At 61.5% G+C, this 25,482-nt stretch carries 21 protein-coding genes; 15 read left to right on the forward strand and 6 right to left on the reverse strand.

All coding sequences use genetic code 11. The features are described from left to right. Positions 1 to 9 precede the first annotated feature (9 nt). The 4 genes from AB7828_RS28965 to AB7828_RS28980 all read right to left on the reverse strand — a co-directional run bounded on the left by AB7828_RS28965 (position 10) and on the right by AB7828_RS28980 (position 3,951). A complete protein-coding gene (locus tag AB7828_RS28965) occupies positions 10 to 1,503 on the reverse strand; it encodes an aldehyde dehydrogenase family protein (RefSeq protein WP_441231867.1) in 1,494 nt (497 codons plus the stop codon). A 152-nt stretch (positions 1,504 to 1,655) separates the two neighbouring features. Continuing rightward, positions 1,656 to 2,075 (reverse strand): hypothetical protein, encoded by a 420-nt coding sequence (locus AB7828_RS28970; protein WP_441231868.1) that lies wholly within the window; start codon positions 2,073 to 2,075, stop codon positions 1,656 to 1,658. Positions 2,076 to 2,078: 3 nt separating this feature from the next. Further along, positions 2,079 to 2,369, reverse strand: coding sequence for a glutamine amidotransferase-related protein (locus tag AB7828_RS28975; protein ID WP_441231869.1), 291 nt, complete (start codon positions 2,367 to 2,369; stop codon positions 2,079 to 2,081). Positions 2,370 to 2,466: 97 nt separating this feature from the next. Next, positions 2,467 to 3,951, reverse strand: coding sequence for an aldehyde dehydrogenase family protein (locus tag AB7828_RS28980; RefSeq protein WP_441231870.1), 1,485 nt, complete (start codon positions 3,949 to 3,951; stop codon positions 2,467 to 2,469). A 129-nt stretch (positions 3,952 to 4,080) separates the two neighbouring features. Here AB7828_RS28980 and AB7828_RS28985 point away from each other — a divergent pair, with 129 nt between their 5' ends. From AB7828_RS28985 to AB7828_RS28995, 3 genes are all read left to right on the forward strand, one after another. Continuing rightward, the gene (locus AB7828_RS28985) at positions 4,081 to 5,157 is read left to right on the forward strand and encodes a substrate-binding domain-containing protein (protein ID WP_441231871.1); all 1,077 of its coding nucleotides are present in this window, start codon (positions 4,081 to 4,083) and stop codon (positions 5,155 to 5,157) included. Positions 5,158 to 5,264: 107 nt separating this feature from the next. After that, a complete protein-coding gene (locus AB7828_RS28990) occupies positions 5,265 to 6,116 on the forward strand; it encodes an SDR family NAD(P)-dependent oxidoreductase (protein WP_441231872.1) in 852 nt (283 codons plus the stop codon). Between the two features lie 32 nt (positions 6,117 to 6,148). Further along, positions 6,149 to 7,129 (forward strand): aldo/keto reductase, encoded by a 981-nt coding sequence (locus AB7828_RS28995; RefSeq protein ID WP_441231873.1) that lies wholly within the window; start codon positions 6,149 to 6,151, stop codon positions 7,127 to 7,129. Positions 7,130 to 7,321: 192 nt separating this feature from the next. On the opposite strand, the gene AB7828_RS29000 is transcribed toward AB7828_RS28995, so the two are convergent. Next, positions 7,322 to 8,824 (reverse strand): aldehyde dehydrogenase, encoded by a 1,503-nt coding sequence (locus AB7828_RS29000; protein WP_441231874.1) that lies wholly within the window; start codon positions 8,822 to 8,824, stop codon positions 7,322 to 7,324. Between the two features lie 300 nt (positions 8,825 to 9,124). Between AB7828_RS29000 and AB7828_RS29005 the strand changes: the two genes are divergently transcribed. Both AB7828_RS29005 and AB7828_RS29010 read left to right on the forward strand, forming a co-directional pair. Then, a complete protein-coding gene (locus tag AB7828_RS29005) occupies positions 9,125 to 9,304 on the forward strand; it encodes a hypothetical protein (protein WP_089268001.1) in 180 nt (59 codons plus the stop codon). A gap of 111 nt (positions 9,305 to 9,415) precedes the next feature. Next, positions 9,416 to 9,652, forward strand: a complete 237-nt coding sequence (locus tag AB7828_RS29010; RefSeq protein WP_439063173.1) for a hypothetical protein — start codon at positions 9,416 to 9,418, stop codon at positions 9,650 to 9,652. 559 nt (positions 9,653 to 10,211) lie between these two features. Here AB7828_RS29010 and AB7828_RS29015 read toward each other — a convergent pair. Next, positions 10,212 to 11,012: a GntR family transcriptional regulator gene (locus AB7828_RS29015; protein ID WP_120288833.1), complete on the reverse strand. Its 801-nt coding sequence runs from the start codon at positions 11,010 to 11,012 to the stop codon at positions 10,212 to 10,214. Positions 11,013 to 11,361: 349 nt separating this feature from the next. Between AB7828_RS29015 and AB7828_RS29020 the strand changes: the two genes are divergently transcribed. From AB7828_RS29020 to AB7828_RS29065, 10 genes are all read left to right on the forward strand, one after another. Then, the gene (locus AB7828_RS29020) at positions 11,362 to 12,423 is read left to right on the forward strand and encodes an ABC transporter ATP-binding protein (RefSeq protein WP_441231875.1); all 1,062 of its coding nucleotides are present in this window, start codon (positions 11,362 to 11,364) and stop codon (positions 12,421 to 12,423) included. A gap of 8 nt (positions 12,424 to 12,431) precedes the next feature. Beyond that, positions 12,432 to 13,463, forward strand: coding sequence for an ABC transporter ATP-binding protein (locus tag AB7828_RS29025; protein ID WP_441231876.1), 1,032 nt, complete (start codon positions 12,432 to 12,434; stop codon positions 13,461 to 13,463). 19 nt (positions 13,464 to 13,482) lie between these two features. Then, the gene (locus tag AB7828_RS29030) at positions 13,483 to 15,036 is read left to right on the forward strand and encodes an ABC transporter substrate-binding protein (RefSeq protein WP_441231877.1); all 1,554 of its coding nucleotides are present in this window, start codon (positions 13,483 to 13,485) and stop codon (positions 15,034 to 15,036) included. Positions 15,037 to 15,099: 63 nt separating this feature from the next. After that, on the forward strand, positions 15,100 to 16,056 hold the full coding sequence (locus tag AB7828_RS29035; protein WP_068737345.1) for an ABC transporter permease: 957 nt from the start codon (positions 15,100 to 15,102) through the stop codon (positions 16,054 to 16,056). After that, positions 16,053 to 16,928: an ABC transporter permease gene (locus AB7828_RS29040; RefSeq protein ID WP_120288836.1), complete on the forward strand. Its 876-nt coding sequence runs from the start codon at positions 16,053 to 16,055 to the stop codon at positions 16,926 to 16,928. The genes AB7828_RS29035 and AB7828_RS29040 overlap by 4 nt, the downstream gene beginning before the upstream one ends. Before the next feature lie 27 nt (positions 16,929 to 16,955). Continuing rightward, positions 16,956 to 18,671, forward strand: a complete 1,716-nt coding sequence (locus AB7828_RS29045; protein ID WP_441231878.1) for an AMP-binding protein — start codon at positions 16,956 to 16,958, stop codon at positions 18,669 to 18,671. 73 nt (positions 18,672 to 18,744) lie between these two features. Next, positions 18,745 to 22,056: a carboxyl transferase domain-containing protein gene (locus tag AB7828_RS29050; protein WP_441231879.1), complete on the forward strand. Its 3,312-nt coding sequence runs from the start codon at positions 18,745 to 18,747 to the stop codon at positions 22,054 to 22,056. Positions 22,057 to 22,097: 41 nt separating this feature from the next. After that, positions 22,098 to 23,060 carry a hypothetical protein gene (locus AB7828_RS29055; protein ID WP_441231880.1) on the forward strand — a complete coding sequence of 321 codons (963 nt, stop codon included), beginning with the start codon at positions 22,098 to 22,100 and terminating at the stop codon, positions 23,058 to 23,060. A gap of 146 nt (positions 23,061 to 23,206) precedes the next feature. After that, positions 23,207 to 23,542: a hypothetical protein gene (locus AB7828_RS29060; protein WP_441231881.1), complete on the forward strand. Its 336-nt coding sequence runs from the start codon at positions 23,207 to 23,209 to the stop codon at positions 23,540 to 23,542. Positions 23,543 to 23,739: 197 nt separating this feature from the next. Then, positions 23,740 to 25,479 carry an adenylate/guanylate cyclase domain-containing protein gene (locus tag AB7828_RS29065; RefSeq protein WP_441231882.1) on the forward strand — a complete coding sequence of 580 codons (1,740 nt, stop codon included), beginning with the start codon at positions 23,740 to 23,742 and terminating at the stop codon, positions 25,477 to 25,479. Positions 25,480 to 25,482: the final 3 nt, after the last annotated feature.

Raw genomic sequence — 25,482 nt, forward strand, 5'->3', positions numbered from 1 at the left:
CAGCGGCGATCAGGTGTTGATCCAGACCGCCTTGATGTTGAGATATTCGTCGATGTGATGGACGCCGGACTCGCGGCCATAGCCGCTCATCTTGTAGCCGCCGAACGGCACGGCAGGATCCATCGCCTGATAGCAATTGATCCAGACCGAGCCGGCCTGCAGGGACTTCGCGAGGCGATGCGCCTTGCTGACATCCCTGGTCCAGACGCCACTGCCGAGACCGAAGGTCGTGTTGTTGGCGCGCTGCACCAGTTCGTCCATGTCGGTGAACGAGATCGCGGAGATCACCGGTCCGAATATCTCTTCCTGCGCGATCTTCATGCTGTCCTGGACGTTGGCGAACACGGTCGGCTGCACGAAGAAGCCCTTCGACAGTTCGCCATCCGTCAGGCGGCCACCGCCGGACAGCGCCTTGGCGCCTTCGCCGCTTCCGGTGGTGAGATAGCCGGTGACGCGATCGAGCTGTTCCTTGGAGACCAATGGCCCGAGCTGGGTGTCGGGATTGGCACCGTTGCCGACCTTCAGCTTCTTGGCGAATTCGGCGACGCGGCCGACGAATTCGTCATAGATCCTCTTTTCGACGAACAGGCGGGTGCCGGCGCTGCAGATCTGGCCGGAATTGGCGAACACCGCCATCGCGGCGCCTGGAACGGCGGCATCGAGGTCGGCGTCGGAGAACACGATGTTCGGCGACTTGCCGCCGAGCTCGAGCGACACGCGCTTGAGGTTGCCGGCCGAGGCGCGGATGATCGACTGGCCGGTGAAGTGGGAACCGGTGAAAGCGACCTTGTTGACGTCCATATGCGAGGCCAGCGCGGCGCCGGCGGTTTCGCCATAGCCCGGCACGACGTTGATGACGCCAGCCGGGAAGCCTGCTTCCAAGGCCAGCTCACCGAGGCGTAGCGAGGTCAGTGGGGCTTCTTCAGCCGGCTTCAGCACGATGGTGCAGCCGGTGGCGATGGCAGGGCCGATCTTCCAGATACTGGCTGACAGCGGCGAGTTCCACGGAATGATCGCGCCGACGACGCCGACGGGCTCCTTCAGCGTGTAGGAGAAGATTTCGCCCGGCAGTGAGTTTTCGATGGTCTCGCCGTAGATCAGCGTGGCCTGGCCGGCATAGAAGCGCAGCATGCCGAGGATGCGCTGCTTGCCAGCGAAAGTGCGCATGACAGGCGCGCCCATATCGAGTGTATCGAGCATCGCGAGTTCATCGAAATGCTTCTCGACAAGCTCGGCGAATTTCAGCAGCAGCGCCTGGCGCTCGTAGGGCTTGGCCTTGCTCCATGGGCCTTCGAAGGCGCGGCGGGCGGCGGCGACCGCAAGGTCGATATCCCCAGCATCGCCTTCGGCGACGGTGGCAAGCAGTTCGCCGGTGGCTGGATTATGCGTTTCGAACTTCTTGCCGGATTGGGCGTCCTGCCATTTGCCGTCGATCAGCATCTGCTTGTAGGAGCCGTTCGCGTAGGGGTGCGCGGTGGCAGAGATTGGCTGCATCAAGCCCATAATGTGATCCTCCCGGACGTTTGTTTGAAGTGCCGTTGTAGTGCGCGGAATATATCGTTTTCGCGAAACGGGTAAAGGCGGGGAACCCGAAACGACTTGCATGGGAGGTCTTCGCGACCAATTCACGATCGTGAATTGATGCTTGGAATCGTTCAACTGATCTCGTGGATCCAGCGCGTAAAAATGCGATCGGCCTGGGCTGGCAGTCGGTTGGCGACGGCAGCGGTGCTTGAACGCAGTTGCGCGATGGAAATGCCGGCGGCGGCCAGTTCGACCGCGTGACCGACATACCATTCCTCGAGCTGCCGTGGATCGGCTTCGAGATGGAACTGCAGCGCCAATGCATGGCGACCATAGGCAAAGGCCTGATTGTCATAGGCATCGTTCGAGGCCAGACGGATGGCACCCTCCGGCAGATCGAACGTGTCGCCATGCCAATGCAGAACGCTGGCGCCATCCTCTGCCAGCGGCGCGAGGCATGAGGCCGTGCCCTGCTTGGTCGGGGACACCTGGCCCCAGCCGATCTCCTTGATGCCGCCGGCATAAACGCGGGCGCCGAGTGCGCGGGCCATCAATTATGCGCCAAGGCAGATGCCGAGCGTCGGGCGTCCCTGCGCGAGACGGCGTTCCAGCAGCGCGATCTCACGTGTCAGGAACGGGTAGGCGTCGGCCTCATAGACGCCGATGGGGCCGCCCAGCACAATCAGGAGGTCGGCATCTTCGATGGAGCGGTGGGAGACGTCATCAATGGCGGCATCGCAGAACGAGACGTCCCATCCCTCACGATCCAGTACCGACGACAGCAGGCCCAGGTCCTCGAAAGCGACATGACGCAGGGCGACGGCAGAACGCCGGTGACGGTTCATGAAGGAAAGCTCACGCGCAATTGACCGGCAATCGTTATATCCATAAGAATATAACGATCAACAACCAATTGCGCGACGCACCACGCCGCTGGTTGCCTCAGACGTTGAGATTCATCCAGACGGCCTTGGGCTCGGTAAAGTTCTCCAGCGCCGCATCGCCATGTTCGCGGCCGAAGCCGGAATCGCGCGAGCCGCCCCAGGGGAGTCGAACATCCGTATAGCCATAGGTGTTGATCCAGACCGTGCCGGCTTTCACCTGTTTGGCGAAGCGCTGCACGCGGCCGATGTCCGAGCTCCAGACACCGGCGGCGAGGCTGTATTTCGTGCCATTGGCCTTGCTGATGGCATCGGCCTCGTCGAAGAACCTGATGATGCTGACGACGGGACCGAATATCTCCTCCTGGGAGACGCGCATTTCGTGTTCGACATTGGCGAACACTGTGGGGGCGACGAAATAGCCATGATCACCGATGCGCGTGCCGCCGGTCGTCACGGTGGCGCCTTCCTTGGTGCCGATATCGACATATTCCAACACACGCTTCATCTGCAATTCGGAGACGATCGGTCCCATCGTCGTGCCGGACTGCGTGGGATCGCCGACGCGGATTGCCTTGGCACGGGCCGTCATGCGCTCCACGACCTCGTCATAGACGGATGCATGCGCGAGAATGCGCGAACCGGCCGAGCAGACCTGGCCGGAATTGAAGAAGATGCCGGAAGCGGCGGCCTTGGTGGCGGAATCCAGATCGGCGTCGTCGAAGATCACATTGGCCGATTTGCCCCCGAGTTCGAGCGTGACGCGCTTCAGATTGCCGGCAGCGCCGGCGAGGATTTCGCGGCCGACAGTGGGCGATCCCGTGAAGGTGATCTTGTCGATGTCGGGGTGATCGACCATGGCGCGGCCGGCGGTCTTGCCAAATCCGGGCACGATATTCAGCGTGCCGGGCGGCAGACCGGCTTCCAGCGCGAGTTCACCGATCCGCAGCGCCGACAGCGGCGTGATCTCCGCAGGCTTCAGCACGACGGTGCAGCCACAGGCCAGCGCCGGCGCGATCTTCCACATTCCGATCATCAGCGGGAAATTCCACGGCACGATGGCGCCGACGACGCCGATCGGTTCGCGCACCGTATAGGTCAGCGCGTCATGGCGCGCCGGGATCACCTGTCCGTTGATCTTGTCGGCCCAGCCCGCATAGTAGCGCAGCGTGTCGATGGCGGCAGGCAGGTCCTGGCGCTGCACGGCGGCGAGCGGCTTGCCGGTGTCGAGACTTTCCAGCGCGATCAGTTCCTGCGCGTGATCTTCCAGCAGTTGTGCGAAACGCTGCAGCACGAGGCCGCGATCGGCCGCGCGCATGCGGCCCCACGGACCCTCAAGCGCCCTGCGCGCCGCGCGGACGGCACGGTCGATATCGCCGCTGTCGGCTTCGGCGACAACGGCGATGATCTCGCCCGTCGCGGGATTGAGGACATCGAAATATCGGCCGGACAACGGCTCGACCTGCTGGCCGTCGATGAGGAGACGTTTGCGCGTCAGTTTCGACGATGCAGAAATGGCAAGATCAGCATGTGAGATCGCTGGCATAGTGTATACCTCTCGATGTTTCGACGATCGGATCAGGAGGGGCATCGACAGTAAATATGAGAACGTGAGTCACGGCGCGGCGGCACATATGCAATCGCGAACATAGGTGGCAGGGCGATAGGAAGCACGATGCGCATCGATATCGAAACCATCTGGCGATTCCGCAAGCCGGGTTCGCGCCAGCCGACATCGGTGATGCTCGGCTTTCTCAAGGACATCAACGAAACCGGCAAGCTGACGCTCGCGGCCAGCCGCAACCAGCTGTCCTACCGCCATGCGTGGAGCCTGGTGAATGACTGGTCGGCCTTCTTCGGCGTGCCGGTGGTCGAGCGCAGCAAGGGCAAGGGCACCAAGCTGACGGCATTTGGCGAGAAACTGGTCTGGGCCGGCGAACGGCTGGAAGCGCGGCTCGGACCGCAGCTCGACAATCTGGCGCAGGAACTGGCGACCGAACTCAAGGAGCTGCTGCCCAACCATCCTGCGGTCATCCGCGTTCATGCCAGTCACGGTTTTGCCGTGTCGAAACTGCGCGAGATGCTGAACACCACGGCGGGCACGGGTATCGATCTGCGCTATGTCAGCAACCAGACCTCACTGGTGTCGCTGGCGCATAACACCTGCGATCTCGCCGGCGTCCATCTGCCGCGCGGCGAACTGCGCAAGCGCAGCGTCAATGCCTGCAAGGAGTGGGTCGACAACCGCGTCCATCGCGTCGTCGGTTTCGCGACCCGCGAAATGGGCCTCATGGTGAAGCCCGGCAATCCGCTGCGCATCACATCGATGGAAGCGCTGATCAATCCCGCGATCCGCTTCGTCAATCGCGATCAGGATTCCGGCACGGGGTTGCTGTTCGATCAGCTGCTTCGTCAACACAAGATCGATCCCGAGCAGATCAATGGTTATCAGCAGGTGGAGTTCACTCATGCGGCAGTCGCCGCTTATGTTGCCAGTGACATGGCCGACGTCGCCTTCGGCGTCGAGGCTGCGGCGCGGCAATTTGGGCTGGATTTCGTCCGGCTGCTGACCGAGGACTACTATTTCGTGTGCCGCGAGACGCTGCTCGATCAAGCCTCGATGCAGCACATTCTCGCGGTGCTGCGCGGCGCCGAGTTCCGTGACGCATTGGTGAAGCTGCCGGGCTATGCCGCGTCCGATACCGGCGCGATCAAGACCGTGAACGAGGTGTTTCACGGGAAGAATTCATAGCCATGCGCGAACGGACGCCGGTCCATGCGTTAGCGCTGTTGTGAGATGCCAAGGCGCGCGTTGATGCTATACGCATTTGCGCAAACCTCCCAGTTCTGGAGAACATCATGTCCCATCCCGCTCTGTCCGCAGGCTCTGTTGCCGTCATTACTGGCGGTGCGTCAGGCATCGGCTTGGCCGTAGCGACGGCCTTTGCGCGACTGGGAATGCGCATCTGCATCGTGGATCTTGGCGAGGATCGTTTGGCTGAGGCGGCTGGCAAGATCGCCGGTGTGGCGCGCGGTGGGCGTGACGATGTCATGACCGCCGCTGTCGATGTCAGTGACGTCGGCGTGATGACCAGACTCGCGGCCGATGTGCAGGCCCGTTTCGGCGGCTGCGATGTGCTGATGAACAATGCCGGCATTCAGGTGCCGACCTCGGCGCTCGGCCCACGCGAGAATTGGGAGCGGCTGCTTGGCGTCAATCTGTGGGGCATCGTCAATGGTTGTCAGGCCTTCGCTGTGGACATGATCGCGCGCAAGCGGCCGGGCCTGATCATCAATACGGGCTCCAAGCAGGGCATCACAACGCCGCCCGGCAATCCCGCCTACAATGTCTCCAAGGCCGGCGTGAAAGCCTATACCGAAGCGCTGGCGCACGAGCTGCGCAACACCGAGGGATGTCAGGTCTCCGCACATCTGCTGATCCCCGGCTTTGTCTTCACGCCGCTCGCAGCTGGCGGGCGCAGCGAGAAGCCGGATGCAGCGTGGACAGCCGAGCAGACCGTGGACTTCATGATGCAACGGCTCGAAGCCAGCGACTTCTACATTCTCTGCCCAGACAACGATGTGCCGCGCGCGCTCGACGCGCGCCGCATGTTGTGGGCCATCGGCGACGTCGTCGAGAACAGACCGGCGCTGTCGCGCTGGCACCCCGATTATGCCGACGCCTTTGCGGACTTCGTCAAACGCAAATAGAAAACCAAATAGAACGACAAGGGAGAAACGCCGTGGACTACGTCAAATTTGGAAATACCGGCCTGGGTGTCTCACGTCTGTGTCTGGGGTGCATGACCTATGGCGTCTCCAATCGCGGCGCGCATGCATGGACGCTGGACGAGGACAAGAGCCGGCCGCTGATCAAGCAGGCTATTGAGCTCGGTATCAATTTCTTCGACACGGCGAATGTCTATTCGGATGGCACCTCGGAAGAAATCGTCGGCCGTGCGCTGAGGGATTTTGCAAGGCGCGACGACGTGGTGCTCGCGACCAAGGTCTATAACCGCATGCGCAAGGGCCCGAACGGCATGGGCCTGTCGCGTAAGGCGATCATGACCGAGGTCGATCACAGCCTGCGCCGGCTCGGCACCGATTATATCGATCTCTATCAGATCCATCGTCTCGACAAGAACACGCCCATCGAGGAGACGCTGGAAGCACTCCATGATGTAGTGAAAGCCGGCAAGGTCCGCTATATCGGTGCATCCAGCATGTATGCATGGCAGTTCTCCAAGGCGCTGTATACGTCGCGGCTGAACGGCTGGACCGAATTCGTCAGCATGCAGAACCACGTCAATCTACTGAACCGCGAGGAAGAGCGCGAGATGCTGCCGCTCTGCGCCGACCAGAAGATCGCCGTGATGCCGTGGAGCCCGCTGGCGCGGGGACGTCTGACACGCGCCTGGGACCAGACCAGCGAGCGCCAGCAGACCGATGAATTCGGCAAGACGCTCTATGTGCAGTCCGAGGATTCCGATCGCAAGATCGTCGAGCACGTCGCTGCCGTCGCCAAGGCGCGCGGCGTTCCGCAGGCGCAGGTCGCGATGGCCTGGCTGCTGCAGAAAAAAGGCATCACGTCACCGATCATCGGTGCATCGAAGCCGGCGCATCTGACCGATGCGGTGGCGGCGCTGTCGTTGAAGCTGACGAGTGAGGAGATTGCATCGCTCGAAGCACCGTATGTGCCGCATGCCGTGGCGGGGTTCGGTTAGTGTTGGCTTTAGAAAGCTAGAATCGATGGTGATGCGCTCGCACCCCTCCTCACGTCATTGCCGGGCTTGACCCGGCAATCCAACTTCAGGCCGCATGTTCGAGCGTTGGGCGAGGATGGATACGCGGGTCAAGCCCGCGTATGGCGACCGAGTGGAGGGGCGCGTTGCCTGTCTAATGAAACGACGTTCGTCTCAGCTGTACCGCTTCTCCTGACCATCGTCCGCATACCAGTCGAACGGCTCGTCCGAGAGATTGACGATCACGTTCTGGATCTGGGTGTATTCCTCATAGGCGACAATGCCGTTCTCGCGGCCGATACCGCTCATCTTGAAGCCGCCCCAGGGCGAGCAGGGATCGATGCGGTGGTGGTCGTTGATCCAGACGATGCCACTCTCCAGCCGATGCGCAACGCGATGGGCGCGGGTGACGTCGCGGGTCCAGATCGAGGTGGCCAGGCCGAACTCGGTGCCGTTGGACAGCGCGATGGCTTCCTCTTCGGTGTCGAACGGGATCACGACGACGACTGGCCCGAAGATCTCTTCCTGCGCAATGCGCATGCTGCCGGTCACGTTCGTGAAGATCGTCGGCTGATGATAATAGCCGTTCTCGAAGGCCTTGCCGTCCGGCCGCTTGCCGCCGGCGGCAAGCGTCGCGCCTTCTTCCAGACCGATCTTGACGTAGCGCTCGGTGAGTTCACGTTGTTTGGCCGAGACCAGCGGGCCCATCTGCGTCGCCATGTCCTGCGGATCGCCGATCCGGATCGCGTTAGTGCGCTTCACCAGTTCGGCGACCACGACGTCATGTACGGAGCGTTGCACCAACAGCCGAGCACCTTGCACGCAGGTCTGACCGGTTGCGATGAACGAGGCGAACAGGGCCGCCGCGACGCCGCGCTCGATGGGTGTATCATCGAACAGGATGACCGCAGCCTTGCCGCCAAGCTCGGCCGCCACCTTGGTGAGGTTGGCACCGGCCAGTGAAGCCACCATCTTGCCGGTCTCGGTGCCGCCGGTGAGGTCGATCTTCTTGATGCGCTTGCTTGAGGTGAGCGCCTTGCCGGCGGTGGCACCGTAGCCGGGGACGACATTGTAGACGCCGTCGGGCACGCCGGCTTCCTTGAAGATATCGCCGAGCAGCAGAGGTGTGATCGGCGCCAATTCGCTCGGCTTCACCACCATCGTATTGCCGGCCGCCATCGACGGCGCGATCTTCTTGGTGAGGATCAGGAGCGGATGATTCCATGGCGTCACATGGCCGACGACGCCGAGCGGGACCCGGCGGGTATAATTCAGGAAGTTGCCGCCGAACGGCGGCACGGTGTCCTCATGAGTGCGCGCCAGAGCGCCGAAATAGCGAAACCATTCCGGCAGCCGGCCTAGCTGGGCAGTCATTTCGCGGCGGGCGCGGCCGATCTGGTCGACCTCGATGGTCACCAGTTCGGGGAGCTTTTTGGCCAGAAGTTCGCCGGCCCGGTGCATGATGTCGCCGCGGACCGCGCCCGGTGTCGCCGCCCAGATTTTGCCGGCGCGTTCGGCGGCGTCGATGGCCAGATCGATATCCTTTTCGTCCCCCTCGGCGACATCGGCCAGATGGCTGCAGTCCTTCGGGTTCTCGATCTTGATGGTACGGCCGGTCGAGGCTGGCTGAAACCGGCCATTGATATAAAGCCCGAACGGGCGACCATCGTTCATCATTGGCATGTCCTTGAATTTGCATCGTGATCGGCCTGACGGCGGTAGCCGGTTCGGCGGACTATGACTAATCAGAAACAGGTGATTTTGCGATCAACGCGCGGTTGCAGCGCGGTGATTGAAACGGGTCGCTTAAACCGATTGCAGAAAGTCGCTTGTGGATTCTTTGAGCCCGGAAAGGCGCTCTTAACCGGTATTCATGCACGTTGGCGATGACGCCAACGACTCCGGTATCGTTTAATATTGATGCAACGCTCAGCCGATTATTGAAGGCAACCGAAAGCGCGGCAGGAGATTTTTTCAATGACCAAGTTAGACGCGGAAGTCGACGATCTCATCGCCGCCTGCCACGGCGACACCCGCGGTACCGTGGCAGCACTCATTCTCGTCAATCAGCAACTCGAGACCGAACTGGCCGAGCTGCGTGCGCAGATGGCCGCACGGCCGTTCGATGAGCAGATGGCGCACGCCGTTCTGCACTGATTGGTGACTTGATGCAGCGCAAGTGCGCCACAAGATTCGCGGTGTATAAATTCAATCTCGGCTGGGATTCGGAGCGCCCTTTTGGCGTAATCGGAATTCCGGGATGGAGGTTTGAATGCCCAGACAATTTGGATTGAAGTCGACATCGATTGCAGCGTCGACGCCCGCGACGGCGTGCAAAACAACGCTTGGCCTGATCGGATGGATGTTTGCGCCGAAGAACCGCGTGTCGCGTGGCGCCGCACCGGTGAGGCGCTCATCGGCATACACGGCGCTGCCCTATGCGCCAGCAAGCTGGCGCGGCTCCCGTGGCCGGCGATCGGTCTCGGTCAACTGAAATCCGTGTGACGTCGCGCTAGCGTGTCGAGCGTTTGTCCGGTGTGGCTCGTTCCTTAATTGGCGGCTCTTCCAGAAATTTGTTGGTCGGGGATGGGTCGTCCGTCAGCCAGTCCACGAAGTGGACGGCATTCTCGATCCAGTCCATCAATCTCGTCCAGGCGCGTGTCAGGGCATGTGGCATACCGATTAGTCGCAGATAGCGCGGCTCGGGTTCAGTGGAGCAGCAAGAGCAGTGGATTGGGCTGTCAGGCGGCCTTCATCATTGTCGGCTTATCGTTTCCAGTTGTGCAGTCGGCAGCGATCCGATCGTCACCCAGTTGCCTGCGACGCAGGGCGGACTGCATCTTGCCGAACACCTCGACGACAGTACGGAGCTCCTTGCGCAGCTCTTCGATCTGCGTCGGCTTCGGTCTCTCGTGATATCACAAATACCCGGCCGCGGCGACGATCTCCGGCGAAAGCGGCGCCTTCAGCTTGATGGCGAGCACCAGTCCTTCTCCGATCGCCTGTTACGTTTTCGCTGATGAATTGCGGTAGCTGCCGTCTGAGCCTGCCGACCCGTCGAATTTCATCCGCGCGGAGCAGGCGCAATCTCAGCCGGCATAATATCGTGCCCATCGCTATGTGTTAGCGCACTCAGGTCGAATGTCTCTCCGCGAATGCGCGATAGGGTGGACAAGGCGCGGTCGCGATCACTTTCCAGAAGCTGACCGAGATGTGTGACAGCAGCGTTTGGCTTGCGCTGCCGGATCGCCTTCAATGTCGACGCCATTAGGTCGGCGCTGAGTCGGCGGATGTCGCGGGTCTGATAGTCCAGCGGCGTCTTCCATATGGTTTCCCATACGGTTTGATTGGCAAGGTCGGTGAGCAGTTCGACGAGCAGTTCGTTGCCCGAGCCGCGCGCAATGGTCTTTACCGCGCGCGTCGTGGTGTGTGCGAAAGCCATTGGATCATCGACCTCGACTGCGACTCTCAACTCGTCGCAGCGGCGCGCCAGTGTGTCGATGAAGCTTTCGACCGGCGTGGTCGCCATGGTGCGCACCGCCAGCATCGACAGTGCGGTGCGGACATTAAACAGGTCAGCCACCGATTTGAGTGACAGCGGTCTGATATAGGCGCCGCGCCGCGGAAAGATGTCGACCAGGCGCCGGCGCTCGAGAATGCGGATCGCTTCACGGATTGGGCCACGGCTGACGCCGAAATCGCGCGCGAGGTCGAGTTCGACAAGACGCTCGCCCGCTTTGCGACGGCCGGAGACGATTTCGGCACCGAGTTCCTCCGCAACCTGATCGGGGATCGTACGCGGCGCAAATCTCCGTTCGACGTCGTGCTGGTTATCATTGAATGGCCTGCGAAGTGTCGCTGCCATGGCCGCCTCCTGTCGATGCACGCTTGCCGCGTCATACGGTCCTGTCTACTGCAGAAGTCAATTGTTGACAATTGACAGTCGATGACCTTTCATTGGGTTACTGTCGCTTCAATACATACCGGCACAAGCCGGACCGCGATGGAACGTCCCGATGCAGGATCTGCAGAACAGGGATGGCAAGGGAGGTGAACATGGCGGCTCTGTTCGCGTCGGCGCATGTCCGACTGACAACACCCCAACAGACACGGGTCTGCGGCTTTCATCCGTATGTGCAAGTGCAGCACCGGAAAACCCTGCAGCAGTGGATGATGCGCGGCGTCACTGGCCGTGTTCCTGCTGGCGAAGCGCGATGACAGGTGCGATCGACATCTCCGCTCCCACGGCAACGCGCGTTGCTGGAATGCCCGACGCGGGCGTTTCGCCGCAGCCGCCTTTACTCGAAGTGCGCGATCTCTCGCTGTCATTCACGACGGCGCGCGGCGCATTGCCGATCACCCGGAACGTAAATTTCACCATCGCGCCGGGCGAGCGCGTCGGTCTGGTCGGAGAGAGCGGATGCGGCAAGACCGTTACCGGACTCTCGCTGCTGCGACTGTTGCCGCCGCAATCGGCGCGAATCGAAGGCGATATTCTGTTCAACGGGATTAATCTAGCCACTCTGTCGCCGCGACGCATGCGCGCCGTGCGCGGGCGCGAGATCGCGATGATCTTCCAGGAGCCTATGAGCGCGCTTGATCCTGTCTTCACGGTCGGCGACCAGATCAGCGAAGCCTATCGCATCCATTTTCCGGTCAGTCGCGCGGAGGGGCGCGAGCGCGCCATCGCTGCGTTGCGTGAAGTCGGTATCCCCGCGCCGGAACGCCGCTGCGACGAATATCCGCATCAACTCTCGGGCGGTATGCGCCAGCGCGTGATGATCGCGATGGCGTTGATCTGCAAGCCGAAGCTGCTGGTCGCCGACGAGCCGACCACGGCGCTCGATGTCACGGTGCAGGCGCAGATCACCGATCTCTTGCGTTCGTTGAGCGAGCGCACCGGCACGGCATTGATCTTCATTACCCATGATCTCGGCGTCGTCGCCGAAACCTGCACCCGCATGATCACCATGTATGCCGGTGAGGTCGTCGAGGATGCCCCGGTGGACGATGTGCTGACGCGGCCGCGTCATCCCTATACATCCGGACTGCTGCGCTCGCTGCCTAGCCTCAGCCCGCGCCGCGGCGTGCTGGCCTCGATTCCCGGCCGCGTACCATCGCCCAATGCAATGCCCGCCGGCTGCCGCTTCCGCGCGCGCTGCAGCCACGCCGTTGCCGGCTGCGAGCAGAAACAGCCGATGGTCGAGAGCGGGAATGGCCGTGCCGCGCGCTGCTGGCGTGCTCCCGAACTCGTGCTGCCGGGGGCGGTGAATTGATGTCAGGCATGCGGGACCACAATCGGGACAGCGGCATTCTCAGCGGGATTCTCGCAGTGCGTGACTTGCGGATCCTGTTTCCGACCCGCGATGGCCGCGACACCGTCAAGGCGATCGACGGCATGGATTTCGAGGTTCGCGCTGGCGAGACCTTCGGCATTATCGGTGAGTCCGGCTCGGGCAAGACCACACTCGGCCGTGCGCTGGTGTCGCTGCTGCCGCCGAGTCATGGCCAGATCCTGCATGACGGCACCGATCCGGCTGCCCTCAGCACCAGCGCATTCCGTAAGCACCGCCGCGATTACCAGATCATCTTCCAGGATCCGAATGCCGCGCTTAATCCGCGCATGACGACCATCGACAGCGTGGTAGAGCCGCTGGAGATCATGGGCGAGGGCGATCATGCCTCGCGCCACCGCCGTGGCATCGAGGTGCTGGAGCGCGTAGGCCTCGCCGCCGAAGCCGCCGATCGCTATCCGCATCAGCTGTCCGGCGGCCAGAAACAGCGCGTTAACATTGCGCGCGTGCTGACGCTGCGACCCAAGGTCATCGTCTGCGACGAGGTGGTGGCGGCGCTCGACGTCTCTATCCGCGGCGATGTGCTCAATCTGTTTGCCGATCTGCAGCGCGAATTCGGCCTGACCTATGTGTTCATCACCCATGACATCTCGGTGGTCTCGCACATCTCCGATCGCATCGCCGTCACCTATCTCGGCAAGCTGATGGAGCTCGGTCCGACCGAGGACGTGGTCGAGCGGCCACTGCATCCCTATACGCGTGCGCTGCTGTCGGCCGAGCCGGTGCCGTTGCCGTCGCATTTGCGGGTCGACCGCCGCATCATTCTCGAAGGTGAAATTCCGAGCCCGGTGGCGCCGCCATCGGGTTGCCGCTTCCGCACGCGCTGCCCGTCGGTGCAACCGCGTTGCGCCGAAGAAGTGCCAGCCTGGCGCGACGTCAAGCCGGGACACCGCGTGGCCTGTCATTTCGCCACGGCGGACGGTCCACCGCCAGACAATCAAAAAGCGCAACGCGCATCATAATCATCGGGAGGATTTTCGAATGACCACCATCGACCTCAGCAAGCGGACGCTACGCCGTCGTGACATTCTCGCGCTGATGGGTGGCGCCGCCGCCACGGGCGCGCTGGGCCTGCCAGCCTGGGCGCAGGAGGCCAAGAAAGGCGGCGTGCTGAAGGTCGCCGCGCCGGCCAATCCGTCGTCGCTCGATCCGGCCACCGGCGGCGCCGGCTCCGACCACAGCATTCTGTGGACCATGTATGACACGCTGGTGGAGTGGGACTACGAGACGCTGAAGCCGAAGCCGGGCATGGCGAAATGGGCGTTCCCCGATCCGAAGACCATGGTGCTCGACATCAGCGCCGGCATCAAATTCCACGATGGCACACCGATGGATGCCGAGGCCGTCAAATTCAACCTCGAGCGCAACCGCACCGACCAGCGCTCCAACGTCAAGCCCGATCTATCCAGTGTGGATGCGGTCGAGGTCACCGGTCCGCTGCAGGTGACGCTGAAGCTGAAGAATCCCGACACCGCGCTGCCGGCGATCCTGTCGGATCGCGCCGGCATGATGGTGTCGCCGACCAATATCAAGGCGCTCGGCAATGAGACCGATCGCAAGCCGGTCGGCGCCGGGCCGTGGAAATTCGTACGCTGGAACGACAACGAGATCATCGTCGTCACCCGCCATGATCAGTACTGGCGTCAGGGCCGACCTTATCTGGACGGCATCGAATTCAACATCATCCCGGAAAATGCTACCGCTTTGCGTTCGGTCGTCGCCGGCCAGAACGATATGGCGTTCCAGCTGCCGGCGCGATTGAAGCCGGTGATCGAGCGCGCCAAGAATCTGGAAACTGTCAGCTCGCCGACGTTGTATTGTATTCAGGTCTACTTCAATTACGGCCGCGCACCGCTCGACAACGTCAAGGTCCGTCAGGCGATCAACTTCGCGCTCGACCGCGATGCTTTCGTCAAGGCGGCGCTCAACGGCCTTGGCGAACCGGCGCGCATGACGCTGCCGAGCTCGCACTGGGCGTTCAACAAGGACGTCGCGGGGATGTATCCCAACAACACGGAGAAAGCGAAGCAGCTGCTCGCCGAGGCCGGCTACAAGGATGGTCTTGAACTGACCATAGGCGGCTATATGGATCAGGATTCCGTGCGGCGTGGCGAGGTGATCCAGGATCAGCTCGGCAAGGCTGGTATCCGCCTGAAATTCACCCGCGGCACCATCGCCGAAATCAGCGCGCAGTTCTTTGCCACCGAGAAAAAGTTCGACCTTCTTGTCTCGGCATGGACCGGGCGTCCGGATCCGAGCATGACCTACGGGCTGAGCTTCGACAAAGGCGCTTATTACAATGCGGGCCGCAGCGGTGAGCCGGAGTTGTCGAAGTTGATCCAGGAGAGCCGTGTCAGCGAAGATCTCGCCAAGCGCGCCGATGTGTTCGCCAAGATCCAGAAATTCACGGTGGAGAACGCCCTGTCGGCACCGCTCGCATTCCAGTTTGAACTCGATGCGCTGTCCGCCAAGGTGAAGGGCTTCAAGCCCAATCTGCTCGGCAAGCCGAAATTCGAAAACATCTCGCTCGGCTAATCCGTCCGACACAGCAACCGGCGCCGCGATCATCGCGGCGTCCCTAACTGGTGTGAATTGCGCATGTTGAATTCCGGACGTCTCCGCATCATCGGTCGTCGCCTGCTGCAGGCAATCCCGGTGGTGGTGCTGTCGACCTTCATCGTGTTCGGCCTGCTCAAACTGGTGCCGGGCGATGTTGCGGTGACGCTTGCTGGCGACAATGCGTCGGAGCAGCGGATCGCCGAAATCCGCGAGCTCTATGGCCTGAACCAGCCGTTCCTGCTGCAATATGGCTCATGGCTCTGGAAGGCGGCGCATGGCGATCTCTCCAGCTCGCTGATTTCCAACGAAGCGGTGCTGACCTCGATCCAGCGCTGCCTGCCGCATACGCTGCTGATCGTCGCACTCGCGCTGTTCATGGCGATGTTGGTCGGCATCCCCCTGGGCATTGCCGCGGCAACCAAGCCCGGCTCGTGGATCGACGGCTTCGTCATGGCGATTGCCTCACTCGGTGTCGCCGTGCCGAATTTCTGGCTCGGCATGCTGCTGGTGGCGTTCTTCTCGCTGCAGCTCAATTGGCTGCCGGCCACGGGTGCGGTATCGCTCATGAAAGATCCGTGGGCGTCGCTCAGTCATGCCATCCTGCCGGCGGTAGCGCTCGCGTCCGGAGGCATTGCCGAGGTGGCGCGGCAATTGCGGTCGTCACTCGTCGAGATACTGTCGTCGCAACAGGTTCGCACGCTGCACGCCAAGGGGTTGCCGCCATCGTCGATCCTGTGGCGTCACGGCTTGAAGAATGTCAGCGTCAACCTGCTCACCGTCGTCAGCCTGCTCGCGAACCGCCTGCTCGCGGCGACCGTCGTGGTCGAGGCCGTGTTCGCGATTCCCGGCATGGGCGGGTTGATCGTCAACGGCGCGATGAACCGCGATTTCCCCGTGGTGCAGGGCGTGGTGTTCACCATGGTCCTGATTGTCGTCACGCTCAATCTGCTCACAGACATTCTGTACAGCGTCCTCGATCCGAGGATTTCATCATGACGGATGCTGTGATGGCGCCCGAGCGCCGGCCGGGACGTTTCTCGGGTTTTGTACGCTGGTTCGTCAGTGATCTACGCGGCGCTTTCAGCCTGACTTTCCTCGTCGCGCTGTTCACGATCTCGGTCCTCGGCCCGTGGATCTCGCCATACGCGCCGGCCGCACAGGATCTCGACGCGGCGTTGGCGACCATGTCGACTCAACATTGGCTGGGCGCTGACGATCTCGGTCGCGATACGCTCAGCCGCCTGATCTATGGCGGTATGGCGTCGCTCTATGCGAGCTTCCTTGCGGTCACGATCGCCGTTCTGATCGGCGTGCCGGTCGGCATTCTCGCCGGCTATCTTGGCGGCTGGGTCGATACGGTGATCAGCCGCGTCATCGACAGCTTCCTGTCGTTCCCGGCCATCGTGCTGGCGATCGCCGTGACAGGTGCACTCGGCATCGGCCTCACGAACGGCATGATATCGGTTGGCATCGTGTTTTCGCCGCAGCTTGCGCGCCTCGTCCGTGCGCGCACGCTGGTGGTGCGCAATGAGCTTTATGTCGATGCCGCGCGTTGCTTCGGCGGATCAACGCCGCGTATCCTGTGGCGCCACGTGCTGCCGAATGCGATCCAGCCCGTGATCGTTCAGGTAACGCTACTGCTCGCAGCGGCATTGCTTGCTGAAGCCAGTCTCAGCTTCCTCGGTCTCGGCATCCAGCCGCCAGATCCGAGCTGGGGTTCGATGCTGGCGCGCGCCTATCAGAACATGGAAATCGCGCCCGAGCAGATGTATCCGCCCGGCCTCGCCATCCTGTTCACCGCACTGGCCTTCAACACATTGGGTGAATCGCTGCGCGTCGCGCTCGACCCGACCATGAAACGCAACTGACCAAGACCAAGAACAAGGAAGACGGTGATGGCCGCAAGCGCTGAAGAAACTGAATATCTCGCCATGCTGCACGAGCTGTGGGCTAAGGCCTGGCCGAAGGGCACGCCGGACAAGCCGCAATATCTGCATGGCGAGGTGGCGCTCACCGAATATTTGCGCGCGTGGGCCAAGCGTAATCCTGAAAAGCCTGCGGTGATCTTTTACGGTCACGTCACCACCTATGCCGAACTCGACGCGCAGAGTGATCGCTTCGCAGCGTTGCTGATGGAGAAGGGCGTCCGCAAGGGCGACCGTGTCGCGGTGTTCCTGCCGAACTGCCCGCAATTCCATATCGTGTTCTTCGGCATCCTCAAGCTCGGCGCCATTCATGTGCCAGTGAGCCCGCTGTCACGCGCGTTCGAATTGTCCTACGAGTTGAATGATACCGACGCCGAGGTCATCGTGGTGCTGGATCAATTGGCGCCTGTGGTCGACCAGGTGCGGAGCGAGTCCAAGCTGCGCGAAGTGATCGTTACCAGTTTTGCGGATGTGCTTCCGGCCAAGCCGACCATTCCCGTTCCAGACTCGATCAGTGCGCCGCGCATTGCCATATCCGGTGCGACCGATCTGTTACCGGCGCTGGCTGCGCTGCCCGCGCCAAAGCCGCTGCCGCCCGCCGGGCTCGATGATATCGCTGCGCTGAATTACACCGGTGGCACCACCGGCATGCCCAAAGGCTGCGTGCACACCCAGCGCGATATGGTCTATACGGCCGCCGCCAATCACGGCATCTCCGTCGTCGCCAATGAAGACAGCGTCTTTCTGTCGTTCTTCCCGGAGTTCTGGATTGCCGGCGAGAATTTCGGCCTGATCTTTCCGATGTTTACGGGCGCAACGCTTGTCCTGCTGGCCCGCTGGGATGCGATCGGGGCACTGTCGGCCATCGCTCGCTACAAGGTCAATGTCACTGCGATGCCGGTCGATGGCGCTGTCGAACTGATGGACCATCCGCGCTTCAAGGAATTCGACCTGTCGTCGCTCAATCAGGTGCGCGTCGTGTCCTTCGTGAAGAAGCTCAATCCGGCCTATCGCAAACGCTGGAAGGATCTCACCGGAACGATCCTTACGGAGGCTTCGTGGGGGATGACGGAAACGCATACGTCCAACACCCTCACGGCAGGATTCCAGGACGATGATTTCGACCTTCTGTCGCAGCCGATCTTCGTTGGGCTCCCGGTGCCCGGCGCCGAGTTCAAGATCACCGATTTCGAGACAGGTGAACTCGTGCCGCTCGGTGGCGAGGGCGAGATCCGCGTGCGGACACCATCGCTGCTAAAGAGCTACTGGAATAAGCCGGAAGCAACAGCGGAGTCGTTGATCGATGGCTGGCTGCGGACGGGTGATATCGGCACCATCGATACCGACGGCTTCCTGCATTTCCTCGGTCGTCGCAAAGAGATGCTGAAAGTCAAGGGCATGAGCGTATTCCCGCCGGAGATCGAGGCGCTGCTCGGTCAGCATCCGAAGGTTCTCGGATCGGGCGTGGTCGGTCGCGAAGATGCCAGCAAGGGACAGATGCCCGTTGCCTTCATCCAGCTCAAGCCCGAAGAGAGGGGCACCATCACGCCAGCAGAACTGCAGGCGTGGTGTGCCGAACGAATGGCCGTCTACAAGGTGCCTGAGATCCGCATCATCGACGCGCTGCCGATGACGGCCACCGGCAAGGTGAAGAAGCAGGAACTCGACGCCAACGCGCCGCAGTAAATCGAAACGTTACATGGCCCCGGGTGTGGATGATGCCACCCCGGATCGCGTCTGTTGTTCACGGAGAGTTTTAATGCCCTTTCGCAAGTTGCTGATTGCCAATCGTGGCGAGATCGCCATTCGTATCGCACGCGCCGCGGCGGACGCCGGCCTTGCCACCGTCGCGATGTATCCGGCCGATGACGCGCTGTCGCTGCATGTACGGATCGCTGACGAGTCCACGGAAATCCCCGGCCGTGGTGCGCGTGCTTATCTCGATATCGAAGGTGTGATTGGTGCCGCGAAAGCCACCGGCTGTGACGCGCTGCATCCGGGCTACGGCTTTCTCAGCGAGAACGCCGATCTGGCCCGCCGCTGCGCCGAAGAGGGCATTACCTTTGTCGGCCCGTCACCCGCGGCATTGCAGCTGTTCGGCGACAAGGTCGCGGCCAAGCAACTCGCCAAGCGCTGTGGTGTGCCGATCATCGCGGGCACCACGGGCCCCTCGACGCTTGATGAGGTGAAAGCGTTTTTCACATCGCTGGGTAGCAATGCCGCCGTGATGATCAAGGCGATGGCTGGCGGCGGCGGCCGCGGCATGCGCGTTGTCGAGCGCGCGGAGGATCTCGACGACGCCTATGCGCGTTGCCAGTCCGAAGCCAAGGCGGCCTTCGGCAGCGACGGCGTCTATGTCGAGCGTCTCATTCGCAATGCCCGTCATATCGAAGTGCAAATCATCGGTGATCGGCACGGCGATATCAGTCAGCTCTGGGAGCGTGAATGCACCATCCAGCGCCGCAATCAGAAGCTGGTCGAAGTTGCGCCGAGTCCGTCGCTGTCACATAAATTGCGCAGCCGCATCGTTGAAGCTGCCAAAAATCTTGCGGCGGAGGCGAAGTATGACAGCCTCGGCACGTTCGAATTCCTGGTCGATGGCGAGGCTGGCGAGGGCGATGGCGCCTTCGCCTTCATCGAGGCCAATCCGCGGCTGCAAGTCGAACACACCGTGACCGAGGAAGTGCTGTCGGTCGATCTGGTGCGGTCGCAGCTCGCCGTTGCCGGTGGCGCCACGCTGGCGTCGCTCGGTCTCGATCAGGCCTCGGTGCCGAGTCCGCGCGGCTTCGCCATGCAGCTCCGCATCAATATGGAGACCATGGATGCCACCGGCGCCACCAAGCCGACCGGCGGCACGCTCGCGATTTTCGAGCCACCGTCAGGCCCGGGCGTGCGTGTCGATACGTTCGGTTATGCCGGTTACAAGACCAGTGCGGCCTTCGACTCGTTGCTGGCCAAGGTGATCGTCCACACGCCGTCGTCGAAATGGGCCGACGCCATCGCCAAGGGCACGCGGGCGTTACGCGAATTCCGCATCGAGGGCGTCGCCACCAATATCCCGTTGATGCAGGCGATCCTGGCCAACGCCGATTTCCAGGCCAATCGGATCAACACCAGCTTCATCGATCGCAACGTCTCCGATCTGGTCGCTGCCACACTGACAGCGGGCAAGCCGCTATTCGCCGCCAGCGGATCAATCGGTGATGCACGGACCTCCGCCGGCGTCGTACAGCCCGCGCCGGAAGGATCGATCCCGGTCGCGGCGCCGCTGCAGGGCACGGTCGTGTCCATTCCGGTGGCCGAAGGCGATGTTGTCAGGCCCGGCCAGCAACTCGCCATCATCGAATCCATGAAGATGGAGCATCTGGTGACTGCGGAGCAGGGCGGTCGCGTCACCCGGATCGCGGCATCCGATGGCGTCACGTTGATGCAGGGCGAGCCCATACTTTACATCGAACCGCAGGACGTGGCCGGCGACCTCGCCACGCAAGAAGCCGATATCGATCTCGACCACATTCGTCCCGACCTTGCCGAACTGATCGCTCGCCAGGGGATCACGCTCGATGAAAACCGGCCCTCTTCGGTCGAGCGCCGGCGCAAGACCAATCAGCGCACCGCGCGCGAGAATATTGCGCAACTGGTCGATGACGGCTCGTTCATGGAATATGGCAGCCTCGCCATCGCCGGCCAGCGGCGCCGCCGCGCGGTCGATGATCTCATCAAGAACACGCCGGCCGATGGTCTGGTCGCCGGTCCGGCCACGGTCAATGCCGCCAAATTCGGCGAGCATGAGGCTCGCTGCATGGTGATTTCCTATGATTACACCGTGCTGGCGGGTACCCAGGGCCATATGAATCACAAGAAGATCGACCGCATGCTGTCGCTGGTCGAGCAGTGGAAAATGCCGCTGGTGTTCTATGCCGAAGGCGGCGGTGGTCGTCCCGGCGATACCGATCGGCTCGGCATGACGGGTCTCGACGGGCCGTCTTTCGTGCAATTCGCGAAACTTTCGGGTCTCGTCCCGGTGGTCGGCGTGGTGTCTGGCTATTGCTTCGCGGGCAATGCTGCGATGCTCGGTTGTTGTGACGTTATCATCGCCACGAAGAACGCCTCGATCGGCATGGGGGGTCCTGCGATGATCGAAGGCGGGGGTCTCGGCGTCTATCATCCGGCCGAAGTCGGACCCGTCTCTTTCCAGTCACCGAACGGCGTCATCGATATTCTCGTCGAGGACGAAGAGGAAGCGACACGGGCCGCGCAGAAATATCTGTCCTACTTCCAAGGCGCCGTCACCGAATGGCGTGCGCCTGACCAGCGCCTGCTGCGGCGTGCGATTCCGGAGAACCGGTTGCGCGTCTATGACATCCGCGTGGTGATCGATCTGATCGCTGATGAGGATTCCGTGCTCGAAATCCGGCGCGATTTCGGCGTCGGCATGATCACTGCGTTCATTCGTATCGAAGGCAAGCCATTCGGCCTGATTGCCAACAATCCGAAACATCTCGGCGGCGCCATCGACGCCGCGGCCGGCGACAAGGCCGCGCGCTTCTTGCAGCTCTGCGATGCATTCGACATTCCGATCGTGTCACTCTGCGATACGCCGGGCTTCATGGTTGGGCCGGAGGCGGAGAAGACCGCGATCGTGCGCCATGTCGCGCGTATGTTTGTCACCGGCGCGAGCATCACAGTGCCGTTGTTCGGCATCGTGCTGCGCAAGGGCTATGGGCTCGGTGCCCAGTCGATGATCGGCGGCGGTTTTCATGCCTCGTTCTTCACCGCGGCGTGGCCGACCGGCGAATTCGGCGGCATGGGGCTGGAAGGCTACGTCCGGCTCGGCTTCCGCAAGGAAATGGAGGCAATCGCCGATCCGGTGGAGCGCGAGACCTATTACAAGAACAAGGTCGCCGAACTCTATGCCAACGGGAAGGCGACCTCGATCGCCTCGGTGTTCGAGATCGACAATGTCATCGACCCCGCCGAGACGCGCCGCTGGGTGATGGCCGGCCTGCGTTCGGTGCCGAAGCCGCCGCAACGCGAGGGTCGCAAGCGCCCCTGTGTCGATACCTGGTAGCCACAACGAACCGACGGCTCACATTCCCGGAGGAGTTTCCAATGATATCAAAAGCATTCGATACGGTGATTGAGGACGCCGGAAATGCACTGATCGGCCCGTGGCGACAGCCCCGACAGATGCTCCATGCGCAGACTTACGACTCTCACGCATCCATCCACGACGATGCCACCGCGCAGAAGCTCGGCTTCAAGGGCGGGACCATCGAGGGCCCGACCCATTTCAGCCAGTTTGCACCGCTCTGCGAACGACTGTGGGGCAAGGACTGGTTCGAGACGGGCTGCATCTCGGCGCATTATCGTGCTGCCGCCTTTGAGGGCGAGGAGGTACAGGCCATTGTCGAAAAGCCGATCGATGGCGGGCATTATTGCACGATCAGGATGGTGAAGCGTGATGGCACCGAAGTGTTGCGCGGCAGTGCATCGATCGGCAGTGACGCGCCGGCCTCCGCCCTGGATATCCGACTCACTGAGCTGAAGCCGCTGAGTGATGCCGTAATCTTGCGCGACATCAAGCTCGGCATGACCACAGCACCGCAGATTGTCCGGATGGATTTCGATCAGAACATGGGCGAGCTCTATCCATTCTCGCTTGAACAGAAGCTTAAGGTCATCACTGAGCCGTCGCCCTATTACGCGCCAGAGAGCGCTGGCAACTCGCCATGGGGACGCGCGATCATTCCGATGGAAATGCTCAGTGTGTTATTTCAGCACGGCAGCAAGAAGGATCGTCTGCCGGTCAAGGGGCCGGCAGTCGGCTTGTTCGCCGATCAGGAAATCCGGTTGTTACGAGGTCCGTTGTTTGTTGGAGAAGACTACCGCATAGACCGAAAGGTCGTCGCGATGTCCGGCAGCAAACGCACCGAGAGTCTGTGGGTGCGCACCGAAGTCTTCCATAGCTCGAACGCGCAGGTCGCGACGATGCTGCTCAATCTGGCGACGCTCAAGGAATCCTACGCCAGCTACGACCAAGAATTCGCTGCGCTTCCTCGAAGCCGCGCGTAGCCTGATACGCTATCTTTGGTTCAAGGGGCGGCCAGGCCGGGACAAAGAGCGTCGGCAATCAGACAGAATCATCCCGGGATGTGACGCTCGTCACATCCACCTCCAGCGGGACGCAGTAAGGCTATGTGCCTTATCTGGAGGCAATCATGAGTGCATCGGAAGATAAACTGGAGCAGTCCTATCGTCGATTATACCATCGCTTGATGATCGGGGCCGGAGTGATTTGCGCCGTCCTCATGTGTGCGATCGTGGTTGGGCAAACCGCCGCAGTCCCCGCCATCATGAAGCAAATCGTTTCAGGCTTTAACGATGTACATCCGTCGTCAGGGGCGGAGGAGCCGTCGCTACGCGTAGGTCGCAGTTGTCGGCTGAAGAACTCCTGGTCTATGATCGGGATAGTACCATTCGGTCCGGCGGCAGGTATCGATGACAACGGCTGGCGTATCAAAGTCGAGTCGCGTGGCGACGTGGTTGCAATCTAGTCGTCAGGAGCGGCGTCCTGAAATCGCCGTTGTTCAAGTCTAGCTAACAAGTTCTTGGCGGGAAAAATTGAGTGTGATCCGCCCGTGATACCGAGTTTGTGCGCATTAGTGCACAAGAGTGCGGATCAGAACAGTGACCAGCGAGGCTGATGGCTAGATCAAGCGCTTCACTCGCATTCGAGAATCCGGAATGGGTGGTGCGCACACTGCTCTTCGTGGACGTGGTCGAGTCCGTGCGATTGATGGAAGAGAACGAGGCCAGCACCGTACAGCGATGGCGTAAACTCGTTAAAATGATAGATGAAGATATCCTGCCGCGGTTCGAGGGGCGGCTTGTAAAGAGCCTTGGGGATGGGCTCCTGATGGAATTCCCTCAATCTCCCCTCGCGGTGAAAGCTGCCTTTGCAGTCCAGAATGCGTGTGCGGTTATCAATGAAGGCGTTCCGCAAGATCAGTATATCCTCGTCCGTGAAGGAGCTCACGTCGGTCATCTTCTTGCCGACGAGCACGATGTTTACGGGGCTGACGTTAACCTTGCAGCCCGACTCACAGGTTTAGCGGGGCCGGGGGAAATTGTTGTATCGGCCGATGTTCGCGACCAACTCGTGCCTGTATTGGATGCCGACGTCGAGGATTTGGGAGCTTGTTACCTTAAACATGTGCATGAACCCGTTCGAGCGTATCGTGTCGGCCCACCAGGGCCGCGACCCGTGATCGAGCCAGGTGCTGTATCAATGCCGAAGTTGCGCGCCACTGTCGCGGTCGTGCCTTTTGCCGGGCTGGATGATGGTCCGGAACATCGGGTCATTGGCGAAGTGCTCGCCGACGAAGTCATATCCGCGCTTTCGCGTTCATCGGAGCTGAACGTCATCTCGCGCCTGTCGACGTCTGTCTTTCGCGGGCGGGATAGTTCGGTCGAGGAGATCAGTAGCTATTTGACGGCGAACTACGTTCTGTCGGGCTCTTACCGCAAGGCCGGAAGTAAGTTGCGGGTGAACCTCGAACTGGCATCTTCGTCGAATCTGACGATCGTTTGGTCTGATTCGTTTGTTTGTAGCGCGACAGCTTTGATCAGCGGAAAGGACGGTGCTGTCGCGGGTATTGTGACGGCGGTCAGCTTGGCGATCATGGCGCGCGAGCTTGAACGCGCGCAGTCGCAATCACTCCCGACCGTCGAGAGCTACACGTTGTTGATGGGGGCGATCGCGCTCATGCATCGCCTTTCGGTGCAGGATTTTGACAGGTCGCGTCAGATGCTCCAGGTCCTGACCGAGCGTATGCCCCGCCAGGCCGTACCATGGGCATGGATGGCCAAGTGGCACATATTGCGGGTCCAGCAGGGATGGACCGATGACTGGAGTGCGGATACGCAACTGGCGCTCGATTGCGGGCGGCGAGCGCTGAGTGCCGATCCGCGCTGTTCCCTCGCGCTGGTGGTTATGGGCTTTGCTCATACCAATCTGCTGAAACAATTTGACGTCGCGCAGGAGCAGTATGACCTCGCGCTGCGCGTCAATCCCAACGATGCGATGGCGTGGCTGCTAAAGGGAACGCTTCTCGCCTTCAAGGATGCAGGAAAGTCGGCAGTCGAGCACACCGAGCACGCGCTGAAACTGTCGCCGCTGGATCCTCACAGATACTTCTACGATTCCCTGGCCGCAACGGCTGCTCTCTCCGCCGGGCAATACAAGCGTGCCATCGATCTTGCCAACCGTTCGTTGCGCGCAAATCGCACGCATACATCCACGTTTCGCGCGCTGGCCATCGCGCAATGGCAACTCGGCCTTCATCAAGAGGCACGCAAGACGGTGACCGAATTGATGAAACTTGAGCCGGGCTTGACCGTCGCGAAATATCGCGAGCGTCACCCTAGTGGGGGATATGAAACTGGCCGCATTTGGTCGAGCGCATTGCAGGGAGCTGGCGTACCGAATTAGCAG

The sequence above is a fragment of the Tardiphaga sp. 215_C5_N2_1 genome, assembly GCF_052076055.1.
Lineage (GTDB): Bacteria > Pseudomonadota > Alphaproteobacteria > Rhizobiales > Xanthobacteraceae > Tardiphaga > Tardiphaga robiniae.

What these genes read in the sequence shown, in the direction of transcription:
- AB7828_RS28980 (WP_441231870.1), bottom strand. Translation starts at nt 3,951, where the DNA reads ATGCCAGCGATCTCACATGCTGATCTTGCCATTTCTGCATCGTCGAAA.
- AB7828_RS29040 (WP_120288836.1), top strand. Translation starts at nt 16,053, where the DNA reads ATGACGGATGCTGTGATGGCGCCCGAGCGCCGGCCGGGACGTTTCTCG.
- AB7828_RS29055 (WP_441231880.1), top strand. Translation starts at nt 22,098, where the DNA reads ATGATATCAAAAGCATTCGATACGGTGATTGAGGACGCCGGAAATGCA.
- AB7828_RS28965 (WP_441231867.1), bottom strand. Translation starts at nt 1,503, where the DNA reads ATGGGCTTGATGCAGCCAATCTCTGCCACCGCGCACCCCTACGCGAAC.
- AB7828_RS29030 (WP_441231877.1), top strand. Translation starts at nt 13,483, where the DNA reads ATGACCACCATCGACCTCAGCAAGCGGACGCTACGCCGTCGTGACATT.
- AB7828_RS29025 (WP_441231876.1), top strand. Translation starts at nt 12,432, where the DNA reads ATGCGGGACCACAATCGGGACAGCGGCATTCTCAGCGGGATTCTCGCA.
- AB7828_RS28970 (WP_441231868.1), bottom strand. Translation starts at nt 2,075, where the DNA reads ATGGCCCGCGCACTCGGCGCCCGCGTTTATGCCGGCGGCATCAAGGAG.
- AB7828_RS29005 (WP_089268001.1), top strand. Translation starts at nt 9,125, where the DNA reads ATGACCAAGTTAGACGCGGAAGTCGACGATCTCATCGCCGCCTGCCAC.
- AB7828_RS28985 (WP_441231871.1), top strand. Translation starts at nt 4,081, where the DNA reads ATGCGCATCGATATCGAAACCATCTGGCGATTCCGCAAGCCGGGTTCG.
- AB7828_RS29035 (WP_068737345.1), top strand. Translation starts at nt 15,100, where the DNA reads ATGTTGAATTCCGGACGTCTCCGCATCATCGGTCGTCGCCTGCTGCAG.
- AB7828_RS29000 (WP_441231874.1), bottom strand. Translation starts at nt 8,824, where the DNA reads ATGATGAACGATGGTCGCCCGTTCGGGCTTTATATCAATGGCCGGTTT.
- AB7828_RS29060 (WP_441231881.1), top strand. Translation starts at nt 23,207, where the DNA reads ATGAGTGCATCGGAAGATAAACTGGAGCAGTCCTATCGTCGATTATAC.
- AB7828_RS28975 (WP_441231869.1), bottom strand. Translation starts at nt 2,369, where the DNA reads ATGAACCGTCACCGGCGTTCTGCCGTCGCCCTGCGTCATGTCGCTTTC.
- AB7828_RS28990 (WP_441231872.1), top strand. Translation starts at nt 5,265, where the DNA reads ATGTCCCATCCCGCTCTGTCCGCAGGCTCTGTTGCCGTCATTACTGGC.
- AB7828_RS29045 (WP_441231878.1), top strand. Translation starts at nt 16,956, where the DNA reads ATGGCCGCAAGCGCTGAAGAAACTGAATATCTCGCCATGCTGCACGAG.
- AB7828_RS29015 (WP_120288833.1), bottom strand. Translation starts at nt 11,012, where the DNA reads ATGGCAGCGACACTTCGCAGGCCATTCAATGATAACCAGCACGACGTC.
- AB7828_RS29020 (WP_441231875.1), top strand. Translation starts at nt 11,362, where the DNA reads ATGACAGGTGCGATCGACATCTCCGCTCCCACGGCAACGCGCGTTGCT.
- AB7828_RS29050 (WP_441231879.1), top strand. Translation starts at nt 18,745, where the DNA reads ATGCCCTTTCGCAAGTTGCTGATTGCCAATCGTGGCGAGATCGCCATT.